Origin of the sequence: Shewanella sp. GutCb (assembly GCF_002836135.1) — a bacterium.
Classification (GTDB): Bacteria; Pseudomonadota; Gammaproteobacteria; order Enterobacterales; family Shewanellaceae; genus Shewanella.
On record NZ_PJBL01000014.1, the window covers coordinates 44410 to 57870 of the forward strand.

The 13461-nt window shown below is 41.0% G+C and carries 9 protein-coding genes; 6 read left to right on the forward strand and 3 right to left on the reverse strand.

The genetic code is table 11. The features are described from left to right. The first annotated feature begins 214 nt into the window (after positions 1-214). Complete coding sequence (locus tag CXF86_RS08085) at positions 215-457, forward strand: hypothetical protein (RefSeq protein WP_101090217.1); 243 nt, start codon at positions 215-217, stop codon at positions 455-457. 53 nt (positions 458-510) lie between these two features. Here CXF86_RS08085 and CXF86_RS08090 read toward each other — a convergent pair whose 3' ends face one another. The 3 genes from CXF86_RS08090 to CXF86_RS08100 form a co-directional block, all read right to left on the reverse strand. Continuing rightward, on the reverse strand, positions 511-1110 hold the full coding sequence (locus CXF86_RS08090; protein WP_101090216.1) for a response regulator transcription factor: 600 nt from the start codon (positions 1108-1110) through the stop codon (positions 511-513). After that, positions 1103-2884 carry a sensor histidine kinase gene (locus CXF86_RS08095; RefSeq protein WP_257985314.1) on the reverse strand — a complete coding sequence of 594 codons (1782 nt, stop codon included), beginning with the start codon at positions 2882-2884 and terminating at the stop codon, positions 1103-1105. The genes CXF86_RS08090 and CXF86_RS08095 overlap by 8 nt, the downstream gene beginning before the upstream one ends. A 230-nt stretch (positions 2885-3114) precedes the next feature. Further along, positions 3115-4287, reverse strand: coding sequence for an FAD:protein FMN transferase (locus CXF86_RS08100; protein ID WP_102038749.1), 1173 nt, complete (start codon positions 4285-4287; stop codon positions 3115-3117). A 195-nt stretch (positions 4288-4482) separates the two neighbouring features. Here CXF86_RS08100 and CXF86_RS08105 point away from each other — a divergent pair, with 195 nt between their 5' ends. The 5 genes from CXF86_RS08105 to CXF86_RS08125 all read left to right on the forward strand — a co-directional run bounded on the left by CXF86_RS08105 (position 4483) and on the right by CXF86_RS08125 (position 13415). Continuing rightward, entirely contained in the window at positions 4483-5826 is a 1344-nt protein-coding gene (locus tag CXF86_RS08105) for an FMN-binding protein (protein ID WP_102038750.1), read from the forward strand. Between the two features lie 83 nt (positions 5827-5909). After that, entirely contained in the window at positions 5910-6950 is a 1041-nt protein-coding gene (locus CXF86_RS08110; protein WP_101090212.1) for a porin, read from the forward strand. A gap of 410 nt (positions 6951-7360) precedes the next feature. Then, positions 7361-8095 (forward strand): RluA family pseudouridine synthase, encoded by a 735-nt coding sequence (locus CXF86_RS08115; RefSeq protein WP_102038751.1) that lies wholly within the window; start codon positions 7361-7363, stop codon positions 8093-8095. Between the two features lie 342 nt (positions 8096-8437). Next, entirely contained in the window at positions 8438-11017 is a 2580-nt protein-coding gene (locus tag CXF86_RS08120) for a M1 family metallopeptidase (RefSeq protein ID WP_374702330.1), read from the forward strand. A 397-nt stretch (positions 11018-11414) separates the two neighbouring features. Beyond that, entirely contained in the window at positions 11415-13415 is a 2001-nt protein-coding gene (locus CXF86_RS08125) for a bifunctional metallophosphatase/5'-nucleotidase (RefSeq protein WP_101090210.1), read from the forward strand. Positions 13416-13461: the final 46 nt, after the last annotated feature.

Genomic DNA, 13461 nt, shown 5'->3' on the forward strand with positions numbered 1-13461 from the left:
TAGGCCGAAGCTAGAGCAGATTGAATTGCTGAAAAGTGTCAAAAGTAGATTGAAGTCGTTGCTAACGGTAAACAGTGAGCTGGACATTGAACTAAGAACTGAACTAAGAATTGGACTGAAAACAGTGACCAGGATTCATTTGTAAGCGAGTTGCAATTAAATGGAGATCCGTTAACCTTAAATGAAGCCCAATAGACAGGAGGCCTTACTCAGTATGAATACACCTTATTACCAGCAGAGCTATGGCTTAAAAGGGCATAACGTAAAAGCTTATTGCTTTACTTTAATGCTGTCGATTTTTGGTTTATTGTTCACCGCACTCAATGCACCTAGTGATCATGGCCCCATCTTGGCTAAAAGCCGCTACAGTGCTGGATTAGTCTGCCAAGTTAAAGGTTGGGAATTTTGTGCTACATGGGCAAATTCTATCCGCGGTCCAGGGAGTCGCATTGCATAGCTAAGTGTTGTTCTCTCACGCAAGGACAACTGTTAACTTTGATTTTTGAGGCTCTAATCAATATTTTTCCCCATTAAAAATGCCAGTTCCGCGACATTGCTGACCTGCATTTTTTGCATGACTTTTTGGCGATGTAACTCTAGAGTGCGTTGGGCAACATTAAGTTCAGCAGCAATGACTTTATTCAGTTTCCCTTCCAACACCTTTTCCATCACTTCCCGTTCTCGTGGGGTTAGTGTTACGAGCTTATTGGCTAGCGCTTGCCGTGTCGCTTTACGGAGCATGTTTTGTTCCGTCTGTGCGCTCGCTTGTTCGAGCAGTAACACCAGCTTGTCACCGTCTACTGGTTTTTCTAAAAAATCGAGCGCGCCTTTTTGAATGGCTTGTACTGCCATTGCAATATTGCCGTGACCGCTTAACATAATAACGGTAATAGGGCTGCCGGCCTTTGTCATATGATTCAATAACGCGCTGCCATCCATTCCTGGCATTTGCACATCTAAAATCGCGATAGCGCTTTGTTGCAGATCAACTGCTTGTAGAAAACTATCTGCCGATAAAAAGCCTTTTGGTTGATAACCCAGCCCGGTTAGCATCCAGGTTAATGAGTCCAATACAGCTTGATCGTCGTCGACAAGGTACAGGTTATTCATTAGAAGCCTCCTTCGTGGGTAAGATTATTGTTATGGTTAAACCAGACGCGCTATTATCTGTCTCTTTATGGGGATTATTGTGTGCTCTAATCTCGCCATGGTGCTCTTCAATGATGCGCTTACAGATTATCATGCCAAGGCCTAAGCCATTTTCTTTTGATGTCTCAAAGGGGAAGAACAAACGTTCTAAGGCGCTCTCTGTGAGCCCGCTGCCCTTATCTTTGAAATCAATTTGTGCATACTGCTCGTTTTTAGTCAGTGAAATAATCAATTGGGGTGAACTGACACCTTCCATTGCATCCAATGCATTGCGGATAATATTAACAAAAACTTGTTGTAGCAGACTTGGATCGGCATTAAGAGAGACTTGCTCTGCATTTAACTCTGGAGCAATTTGCATCCTGCCAAACTCTGCAGCCATTAAACTTAAAGTTTCATCCAAGATCTGATTGAGACTGCAATGGCTCATGACACTAGGCTGTTGGCAGAAATGCCTAAATCGTTTAATGGTCGATTGCGCTCGATCGACCTGCTGTATCGCCTTTGTCATCGCCTCTTTCAAATCGACTTGTTCATCGGATAAACGATAAATACAACCCTGTGTTAAATAGCGGATCCCCGCTAAGGGTTGGGTTAACTCGTGAGCGATACCTGACGCCATCTCTCCGGTTAACAGTACTCGCTGAGCCTTGTAGAACTGTTTTGTCTGTTCTAATAACGCTTTTTGGGTTTGAGTATGCTGCTGAGTTTCAGCTTGTAGATCTTGGGTGCGTAAAACGACCAGACGTTTTACCCGTAAATGGTGGATGTAACCCAACAAAAGGAAAATGGCTGCAAAACATGCCCAGGGTAGTGCGCTTTTAAATATAGAGGTCCAGTTGGTGACAAATGGCCATCGCTGTAACTGTTTTAATAATTTAAACACCTCACTATCATTGACGGTTGCAGACCAGGAATCATAACGGCCTTGAATTGCTGCGGAGTCTTCGGCATGAATCGATAGTAAGGAGCGAATGACATTAGTTGCTAAGCGGTGGTCTGTTTTACCTAATTTTGAAAAAGAGTAGTAAGGATACAGCTTGCTTGAACGTTGGCAGTTAAAACCAGAGGGTTGCTTAGGTAGAACAACATGTAAGCTATCGGGAGCTATCTCACCAGTACTGATAGCATTCTCAAGGACGCAGGTTGGTAAAATGGCGATATCGGCTTCGCCGTTAACAACTAATGTGAGTAATTTTTTCTGTGGGAATCCAACAAACTTAAGCTGCTTAAAGTCACTGAAAGGGTTGAGGCCATTATGTGCCATCTCTCCGGCAAAAATTTGAAAACCACCAAACGCTTGTTTATCACTTGAGACTGCATTCAACTGTTTTAAATCGTTGAAGCTAGTGACCTTTAAGCTCGAACGAGTAATTAATGCTGAGCCAACGGAGTAGTTTGGGTCTTTGTTACCTAAAGGGATGAGTGTCAGTATGCTACTACTGCCAAAATCCTTCTTGTAGCTCACCCCTGTTAAGGCATTGGTGATTAAAAAATCTAACTTGCCTTCGGCAACGCTACGATCAAGTTGACTGGGCGTTAAGGCCATCAGTTTAAAGGACTTATTAAGGTCTTGTTCTAACTTATCTATCGTTGGCTGCCAACGTTGCTTGACCTTATCAGGATGCGTGAAGGTCAATACACCGACACGAACCGGATCGGTATTATCGGCGTAGCTACAGTATGAAAGCACTATAGTACTTAAGATGATGAGTTGGCGAAGCTTGGCTATCATTATTTAGTTCAACAAAGAGACACCTGAGTATTATGACGCCATTATCATAAAATGTACTTATAAACAGCGACACGAAGAGAAATAAATCACAGTTTCCTTTATATTGCGGAAAACCACTACAGCATTTATAAATAACCTCATTTATAATATATGAGCGATGTGCCTTTGTTTTAATAAACGTTATCGTCTAGAAATATATGGTAGTAAATAATCATTTTATTAATGTCAGTCTAGAATGACTTTCTGTATTTATTAAACTGATCAGATTCCACTTTATCTCCTTGCACATTCAAATACCAAACTGATTCTACATCCTCATTTTTATTAGCATAGGCAAGCGCTTCTTTTAAAGGCATTAAGAATAGAGCAGTAGAAATCACATCCGCGAAAAGTTGGTTATTATTGACAACTATCGTTGTCGATATCCCTGTGCTTTTAGGATACAATGTTTTTGGGTTGATAATATGATGGTATTCTTTACCTTTGACTCGGTAGTAGCGTAAATAATTACCACTCGAGACAATGGCTAAATCTTTACCTGTCAGCACTTCATGATATTGGTCTTCAAAGCTCTGGCACTGTTCAAGAGTATTATTGTATTTTTTGCAAATAGGATTTTCGACTGCAGTGGTAAAATCTCGGCCCTCAGGGTGAACGCCGTAATGCCGTATATTACCCCCTGCATTTATCATGAAGTTCTCAACACCGTCCGCTTTTAACTGCCTATAAACCATTTCAGCCATCCAGCCTTTCGCGATCCCACCAAGATCGATACTCATGCCTGCTTTCATCTGTATGGTGTTGTTGGTAAGATCTAAGTCTATGTCTTTAATATTAATCAATAGCTTAGCCTTTGATAGCTCTGCCTCAGTAGGAATGCTGCAACGGTCTTGGAGCTTACGTTCACCTTTACATTTGGCCCGATACCCGCGCCAGATATCGATGACAGGCGATAGGGCGATGTTAAAGTAGCCATTGGTTTTATCATGCCAATCAATACTCGCCTGGATCAGTTCAGTCAACTTTGGATCTATTTTATGTTTTTTATCAGGTTGATTATTGATGCTTTTAATATTGGTGACATGGGGGTAAGTGCTGTAGTTTGATGCGAGATAATGATATTCCTGAATAACATGTAGTGCGTTACATAATGCAATTCCTATACCTGTATCGTTATTATCATATATATCAATACTGATGGAAGTGCCAAAGTATTTAAGCGTGGTGAGATTACTGCTGACAGCATTATGAGTTATTATTGCATTTCCTTCACACCGATAAGGTTCTCCCTTGGTGTCGACTTTAATAACCTTAAAGTCTGGTGCTACTGGTTGCGTAATGACATTTGCATAGTTATAACTAGAAAAAAACAATAGCGTTAATATAGGAAGTGATATTTTCACAATATGGCCTAGGTATGTTGATTGGCTATAATAAGTATCATAACAAGCAATGTAAAATTAAAAAATAGTTTGTTTATGTTAATCCGATCAAATAAATAAACATCAACTCATCACATTGCGGTTTTCCGCAATTGTGTAGAAATTTAAAACTTATATTCTGGCCTCAATGAAATAACACATCTAAAGGCTGACAGAATGAAAAGCTTAAACATCTTTAATAAAACATTAGTAAGTAGCGCTGTACTATTCGCCACGATGACGCTTGCAGGTTGTGCTGGCAGCGTCGATCACGGCAAATACGCCGATGGCGTTCATGATGTATCTGCTAAAGGTAAGAAAAGTCTTATTACCTTAACCGTTGAGGTTAAGAACGGAAATATTGTTGATATTAAAACAAAATCCCAAAAAGAAACGGAATCTCTCTATCTCAATGCAGAGCGTTTATTAGCGAAAGTTGTCGCGAATAACGGCCATGAAGGCATTGATGCCGTTTCCGGAGCGACTTACTCTTCTAACGGGATCTTAAAAGCCATTAACAGCCTTCCGAGAGCGGACGGTAGTCAGCCTGAATATGTTGCCGTCGGTTCTAAAGAGGGAGCAGCAGACGATAACTTTAAACTTAAATGGTCTATTCAACCTCAATTGGGTTTATTGAAAGGGGATTATTACTTCCAAGAAGCCCGCTTTCGTCAAGGTCATATGGGCAGTGTTGCTATCGTCACTGACAGCAATAATGCTGACAATGTGATTTTTGCCGAATTTAATGAGAGTGGTCGCCCAAATTACTACACTCGTCTTTACCAAAATGTGCCTAAGCGTATGTCTGAATACAACTTCTCAATGGGTAAAAAGAAAGGGACTGCTTGGGTACAGTCTGCGTTGACCATGGAAAAGCTCATGGTAGAGCAGGACAAGTTAACCTTCGAGCTAAACCCCGATTTTGATCCTGCTTTAGGCAATAAGTTGAAAGAGCCGAATCGATTAAAATATGCCGGTATCGATATTGTTGCGGGTGCCTCTAACAGTGTTCAACAGTCTATGGTGCCGCTTACGGCTAAAATCCATGCGCAGATTAATGGCGAGGGCACGAATGAGCTGTTTTACCAGAACGCAGAAAAGTTACTCGATGCTAAAGGCAAATGGACCGGTGTGACCGCCGTTTTACGCCTAGTGGTTAATCGCGACAGCAAGCAAATTACTAAAGCCCATTATGACGAAATCTTCGCTGATGAAAAGACCCAGATAAAAGATGCATCGTTAAAGAAGTTCTACCGCCAGTCAAAATATGAATCGATTAACTATGTAGAACCCGCTCGTATCGGCTTTAACGTCATGTTCGATGCGTTAAATGTCCACCTTCAGCAAGGTGGCTCTCTATTCTCAATCAATGATTTACCAGCAACCGGTGATACCGGCAGCTATGCCGCAACGGGCTTTACCAAGCGCTCAGATTCTTGGGATCTTTATTTACATCAAGCTGACATCTTGTATCGCCAGATGCGTCAAGATGGCGTGATCGTAGCACACAATAAAATCTAAACTTGCGGTGAAAAAGACTCCTAACCGCCTTAGAGCTGGGGAGTCATCTTCGTTTTAAACCAATAATAATGTTAAGAGATATGATGATGAAAACAGTTCAATTGACTTTACTTGCCGCGGCAATTCTAGCTTCACCCGCTGTTATGGCCGATGCCTACAAATTTTATGGCCGTATCGATTACTCGATTACAAACTCTGACAGTGGTAGTGCGACTCATAGCGGTAAAAGTGGCACCATTCTGGAAAACAACTGGAGTCGATTAGGCGTTAAGGGCAACGCCGCGCTAAATGATGATTTTACGGTATTTTATCAAATCGAAGTGGGCGTAAATGGTGCCAGCGAAGGTAAGCAAAATAATCCATTTTCGGCACGTCCTACATTCTTAGGCATAAAGCATTCTACAGTCGGTCAACTTGCTGCAGGTCGTATCGACCCAGTGTTTAAAATGGCTAAGGGTACCGCTGATGCAATGGACATGTATTCACTAAAGCATGACCGTTTGTTTGCCGGTGATAAGCGTTGGGGTGATTCTCTAGAATATAAAACCGTTAAATGGAACAAATTACAATTTGGCGCCAGCTATATTCTAGAAGATAACTATTACGCCGAAGACGATGTTCATCGTGATAACGGTAACTACCAAGTCGCAGTGACTTACGGTGACAAACTGTTTAAAAGCGGTGATTTTTATCTCGCCGCTGCTTACACTGATGGCGTTGAAGACATCAAAGGTTTTCGCGCGGTTGCGCAGTATAAGTATGGTAACTTAAAACTGGGCTCTATCTACCAGAGTGCCAAAATCGTTAACCCTAACTTAGATAACTGGCAGCAACGTGATGGCGATGGTTTTATCATCAGTGCTAAGTATCAAATTGATAAACTCACGTTAAAAGCGCAGTACGGTCAGGATGACTCGGGTACGGGCAAAATTGCCGGCCGAGTTTACGATCAATACGGCGCCGCGGCCACTGACGTACCAGAAGTATCACAATGGGCCATTGGTGCCGAGTACCGTTTATCAAAGTCGACGCGAGTGCATACCGAACTGGGTCAGTTTGATGTGAAACAATATTCTGATTTTGATGACACTATTATTAGTGTTGGTTTTAGAATCGATTTCTAACATCGATTTAAATGTCTAATCCCAGAGAGCGTGCAAAGCAGCGCGCTCTTTATCTCATTTACACCACAGCCTTAACTCACCTTTCTCAAACACTGCCACTGTAGGGGGATTTTGACTAGGATAGCCACACTACATTGACATTAATCATCAATCTTTAAGCGTTAATGTGACTCATTATTCGATTAAATGAAAAAATCCTCGGGGTTATATTTTAATAAGTGAGTATAAATTCAATAATATGACTAGAGTGAGTCTGCGCTACTCTTTGCCCTCAATACTGTGATTACTTAGCCAAGGTAAGTTGCGCCACGATGAGAGTTGTTATCGGTCGGCATTTTCTCAATCCCCAATAGAGCTAAGTCTGGTAAACTCCTGCATCAGTAACCGTTATAACGCCACAGGAATGTTATATGCCGCCATCGGCTGATGATTTTATTGCACCTCCTTGTTTTGAAGATATTTCAATTATCTATCAAGATGAAAATCTATTATTGATCAATAAACCCTCCGGCCTTTTATCCTTGTCGGGTAAACACCCCGCAAACTGGGATTCTGTACATTACCGTCTCGTTAAAGATTATCCAGATTGTACGCTAGTGCATCGACTCGATTTGGGAACCTCTGGGGTTATGGTGGTGGCGAAGAACAAAGCGATTAATGCCGCCTTGTGTAAACAATTTAGTGAGCGCAACGTGCTTAAGCGGTACACCGCATTATTGTTGGGTGACTTACCAAATGACGAGGGGGAGATAGCACTGCCGATAGCGAAGGATAAGCCCAACTTTCCGTTAATGAAGATTTGTGAGAAAGAGGGCAAACCAGCCCTTTCAATATATAAAGTCTTGTCTCGAGAACATTTTGTTGCTGCTCCTTTAGGCAATGCAGCCACAACAGAGAACACCCAGAAGACGGCGGCCATTGCGACAGTAGTGACCAGAGTAGAGCTAACACCCGAGACGGGTCGCACCCATCAATTGCGGATCCATAGTCAGCAAATTGGCCATCCTATTATTGGCTGCGATCTATATGGTACAAGTGACTCTTATAAGATGGCGTCGAGATTAATGCTGCATGCCACTCGTTTAGAGTTTGATCACCCTGTGACAGGATTGCGCGTACTCGGCTTTAGCCCTTGTCCTTTCTAGTGCGCGAATGCATCTAAACACCTTTGTTGCCGTTTCATGTATCGTTATCAAAAACCGTCCTGCTTGGATACATTCAAGCCGCGTTAGCCAAATATATTGTTACTTATACCGCGATTTCTATTGGCACATGAGGCAATTCATTGGCGTGCTTTAAATGTATTAGCATTAGAACGGCAATGAATTGTTACAACAAGGTGGCCTTTCAGTTCTCTATCGACTGCCGTTACCGTTAAAGTTTTGTTATCTTATAGCGGTAAAGGACGCGAGGTAAATGCCCGTCCTTAATCGATTAAATTGTAGCAATAGATCAATCTATTGGAATACTGGATAACAGGGAATCATATGTATCGAATAGTTACGGCTTCTTTAGTCACGCTGACATGTGCAACTAGCTTTAATGTGCTCGCCAATGAGTATGTACTGAGCAAAGTTGCCAAGCCTATAACGCAAAGCGTTAAGCTGAATTTAGATCCAGCAAAGGATAGTTTTTCAGGTAGTACTTCAATAAAGCTTGAAGTGACGGAGGCCACTAAGCAATTACAATTAAATGGCTTGGAATACAATACCAGCAATATAGTGTTAAATGGCAGCAAAGATTGCCAAATGAAAGCGACAATGCAATCGACTGGTGTGGTGTTGTTTGATTGCGCCCATATCATTGAGCCTGGCCAATATACGTTATCGATGGACTTTACTGCGCCTTATAACAGGCAATCAGTCGGCCTCTACAAGACCATTGATGCAGGCCAACCCTATCTATTTACTCAGTTTGAAATGAGTGATGCTCGCCGCGCATTTCCAAGCTTCGATGAACCTGCATATAAGATCCCTTTTCAAGTAACGATTACCGCTCCAAGCACTGAGAAGGTGTATAGCAATACTCCAGAAGTGTCAGTGACAGATAAAAATGGCGCAACAACTCATGTCTTTAAGCAAACTAAACCATTGCCATCATACTTAGTGGCTTTTGCAGTCGGTCAATTTGAAGAGATAGCGGTTAAAGGCATGAAAGTGCCCGGTAGAGTCATTACGACTAAAGGCAAGATTGAGCTAGCGCAATACGCAGCCAAGAAAATGCCTGAAGTACTTTCAGCGTTAGAAGCCTATTTTGGTGTTGACTATCCTTATGAAAAATTAGATACCATTGCGGTGCCAGAATTTCCTTTTGGTGCGATGGAAAATGCTGGGTTAGTGACGTATAGAGAAGATATTCTTTTAGTTGATGAAAAAACGGCGAGCCAAAATAGTAAAGAGCGCGCCGTGTCTATTATTGCTCATGAGCTAGCACACCAATGGTACGGTAACTTAGTGACGATGCAATGGTGGAATGACCTCTGGTTAAATGAAGCATTTGCAAGTTGGATGGCATCAAAAATCACTCATCAGCTCCATCCTGAATTTGAATCTGACCTGTCACTTTCAAAAAACTATGTAATGGCAATGGATGCAAGAGTCTCAACTAAACCGATTCGAAAGCCGATCAAGACCGAAGCCGATATCATGGATGGCTTAGGCTTAGCTTATAGTAAAGGAGAAGCCGTACTTGCTATGGTTGAAAACTATATTGGTGAAGATGAGTTTAAGGCCGGGATCCGTCAATATATTAAAGATAATGCCTTTAAAAATACTCAAGCGGATGATCTATGGAGCGCGCTGTCAAAATCATCAGGTAAAGATGTTGGCTCTGTACTCAGTACTTTCATCGAGCAATCTTCTTACCCGTTGGTAAAAGTGTCGCTAGTGGGTAATAAGTTAACATTAAAACAAAGCCGCTTTGTTTCCGCAGGCACTAAAGCTGACCCGCAATCTTGGACCGTGCCGGTATCGATTAAATATGGTAAAGGCGCCGAGGTTTCACAACAAACAATTTTGTTAAGCGGTGACACACAAACGGTTGAGCTCGCGTATACCCCAGAGTGGATCTATCCAGATTCTGACGCTATGGGTTACTACCGTTGGTTGTTAGACGAAACAGAAATGGCAGCACTTTTGCAGAATGCCCAAGCTCATTTAACGCCACGTGAACGTAAAGCACTAATTTCTTCTGCTGATGCCTTACTCGACGGTGGATTTATTTCAGGTGGTGAATTGCTTAATATTTTGGGTGAGTTCATTGCTGACCCACATCCAGAAATAGTATCGACTGCACTCGGTTATTTGCAATCACAGAAACGTACTTTTATTGATGAGAGTAATCAACAGCAGTGGGCCAAGTTTATTGCGAAACGTGCTAATAGTGCGATAGAAAAGTATGGAGTTGAAGCCAAACCCGGTGAAAGTCCAGCAATCAGTAAGCTGCGTCCAACATTGATTAACTTGTTAGCATTTGAAGCGAAAGATAATGCGATTATTGCGACAGCAACAAAAGAAGCAAAATCTTACATTGCTGGAAATAATGACGTTGATCCATACTTGATTGGTAACTATCTTACTATTGCAGTTTATTACGGTGATGCTAAATTATTGTCACTGGTTAAGAGTGAGTTTGAGACCACTAAAGATCCTCAAAAGCGTACTCGATTAATGTCAGCACTAGGATATGCACCTACTGATAAACTGCAAACAGAAGTGTTAGCTTATACATTAACAGATAAAATTAATGCGCCAGACTTGAGATATATTTTATCAGGTCAAACTTATACTGACGTGCGTAAGCAAAGGTTCAGAGATTGGGTTTATGCCAATTATGAGACCATAAAGGAAAAGCTGCCTCCGTTTGCGGTGGCGAGTATTCCTTATTATACGGGTAGCGGTTGTGATATTACTGCACTTGACACTACGGTGCAGTTTTTCACCCCTAAAATGGAACAAACTCCAGAGTATGCTCGAACGTTAGCCAAGCTGGATGAGAGTGTACGAAACTGTGTTAGTTTGAAAAAACGTGAACAAGCCAGTGTAGAAGACTACTTAAGTCGCTACTAATCTGAGTTGATTTAATATAAAGCCAGTCTTCGTACTGGCTTTTTTTAACTTCAAATATCATTAAATCAATCAAAATAAACTATTTTCACTTTTATTCACGCTACAATATGATAACCATCAAGGAGCGTAAATAATACGTTTAGGTAACCATTAGTTGGGCGATAAATTAATATTCAAAATGTTAATCGGATTTTGTATTTAGCAAGTGCCTGTTCAATCATCTTCAATGTAACAATACCTTTTTTATTTATTTCTCTCAATTTGACGTATCCAAATCACCTGTAGATTTGTAACTAACTTGTTGTATTTGTTCGATTTACAATCTATTAACGCTGGTGGTTTATTTTATTATCTTCTGTTATTTTGTCGTCGGGTCCTTTACAAAGAAGAAATAAAAATGAAACTACAAAAGACTGTATTAGCTGTAGCCCTATTGGCTGCATTATCAGCCTGCTCAAATGATGATGACAATAACCAAATTACTGATGGCTTTAACTTAACCATTGCTCATGTTAATGATACCCATTCAAATTTTGATCCTGTGAAGTCTAGTTTTACCATGGGTAAAGACGGAGAAATTGTATTTAATGAGTTTGGTGGTTATCCAAGAATACTTGAAGCTGCAAATGAAATTAAAGAAGATGCTACTGATGCAAACCAACCTCTACTGTTTTTACATGGCGGTGATGCATGGCAGGGAACAGCTTACTTCAAACTCAATGAAGGCACGGCAAACGCAGATCTATTATCACGAATGGGACTAGATGCTATGGCACTAGGTAACCACGAATTCGATTTAGATACGGCGAAACTGGCTAGTTTTATCGATAGTGTTAACTTCCCTCTACTTGCAAATAATATAGACACAGGTCTAGACGCTAACCTTAGTGGTTCTACAAATCTAAAACCTTATCAACTGTTTGCATTTGATGGAGTGTTGAAACGTAAAATAACTGAAGTTTCTGATGCTAAAGAGAATGAGCAAATCGTAGCTGTGATTGGTGTCGTCTTAGAAGATATGCCCACTATCGCAACAGGGACTGGCGATGTTAAATTTGAAAGCGAAATAGTATTAACTCAAATAACAGTCAATAGTCTTAAAGCCCAAGGGGTTAATAAGATTGTAGTTCTATCTCATATTGGTAATGCACGAGACATCGTACTAGCGGAAGGCACTACCGATATTGATGTTATTGTAGGTGGACATTCTCATACCTTACTCGGTGATTTTACTGAACTTGGTCAGGGCGATAATGGGATCTATGCTCAATTAGTAAATCAAAAAGATGAAGTTGGAAAAACCTGTATTGTTCAAGCCGGTAAATATGCGGAAGCAATAGGTCAAGTTGATATTAAATTTAACAATGAAGGTGATCTTCTGTCATGTGTAGGGCAGAACACACTGTTGACTAATGAAACCTTTTATCGTGATGGCAAGCGTGAACCTAGCGACCTATTAACTGGCGCTGAGCATGAAAAGGTTGAAGCCTTTATTGATAATAATAATCTTATTGATGACGTCGATGAGAATGATGCCATGCGGGTGCATATAGATGCTATTTATAAACCTGCTTTAGAAAAAGCTTATGGCGATGTGATTGCTAATACTCCAACCGATATTAATCATGAACGTCGACCAGGTGATGCTGGTACTGACGAACATGGATCTGACGTTGCACCATTGATTGCTCAAGGCATGGTGTTTTGGGCAAATCAAGAAAGTGTAAATTCAGTTATTGGAAAGAAAGTTCAAATTGGTCTTGTGGGTGCTGGTGGTGTGAGAACTGATATCACATCAGGTGATTTCAGAGAAGGAAACGCGAGCCTAGAGCTATTGCCTTTCTCAAACTATCTATCCGTTTTGACTATTAATGGCACAACGCTTAAAAATCTTCTAACGACAACCATTAACGATACGCTTCCACAAGGCAGTCACGCAGGTAAGTTTCCGTATGTTGGCGGAATGCGTTATACATTCACCGAAGATAATAAGAACGTCAGCGGTAGTATCACTGCAATTGAAGTTAATACTGGCACCGAAACTGAACCTAAGTGGGCTGCTGTAACTGGCGATGCTGAATATGTTGTGATCGTTAATAACTATAATGCTAGCGGTAATGATGGTTGGAATGCGTTAGGGAATGCGCAGCTGTCTGCGACTGATCGTGTTGACCTGGTTAAAACACCCAATGGATACCGTGCTTATGAAGTTGACCATTTAACTTTCAATGCCGATAAGAATACATATAGTGTTGTTTACGCAGGAGACGTTCCTAGTTGTGATGATGGTGGTGTTGATATTTGTAATACTGATGCCTTATCTTTTATCGATTATGCCAAAGATAAAGTAGTATTAAAAAGCCTTCCATTTGAAACTACGACTGTTATTTACAAATAGTCAGTAACTTAGAAATATTGTATTAAGAAGGGCATCTAAATGGATG

What these genes read in the sequence shown, in the direction of transcription:
- CXF86_RS08090 (WP_101090216.1), bottom strand. Translation starts at nt 1,110, where the DNA reads ATGAATAACCTGTACCTTGTCGACGACGATCAAGCTGTATTGGACTCA.
- CXF86_RS08125 (WP_101090210.1), top strand. Translation starts at nt 11,415, where the DNA reads ATGAAACTACAAAAGACTGTATTAGCTGTAGCCCTATTGGCTGCATTA.
- CXF86_RS08115 (WP_102038751.1), top strand. Translation starts at nt 7,361, where the DNA reads ATGCCGCCATCGGCTGATGATTTTATTGCACCTCCTTGTTTTGAAGAT.
- CXF86_RS08095 (WP_257985314.1), bottom strand. Translation starts at nt 2,884, where the DNA reads ATGATAGCCAAGCTTCGCCAACTCATCATCTTAAGTACTATAGTGCTT.
- CXF86_RS08110 (WP_101090212.1), top strand. Translation starts at nt 5,910, where the DNA reads ATGATGAAAACAGTTCAATTGACTTTACTTGCCGCGGCAATTCTAGCT.
- CXF86_RS08120 (WP_374702330.1), top strand. Translation starts at nt 8,438, where the DNA reads ATGTATCGAATAGTTACGGCTTCTTTAGTCACGCTGACATGTGCAACT.
- CXF86_RS08105 (WP_102038750.1), top strand. Translation starts at nt 4,483, where the DNA reads ATGAAAAGCTTAAACATCTTTAATAAAACATTAGTAAGTAGCGCTGTA.
- CXF86_RS08085 (WP_101090217.1), top strand. Translation starts at nt 215, where the DNA reads ATGAATACACCTTATTACCAGCAGAGCTATGGCTTAAAAGGGCATAAC.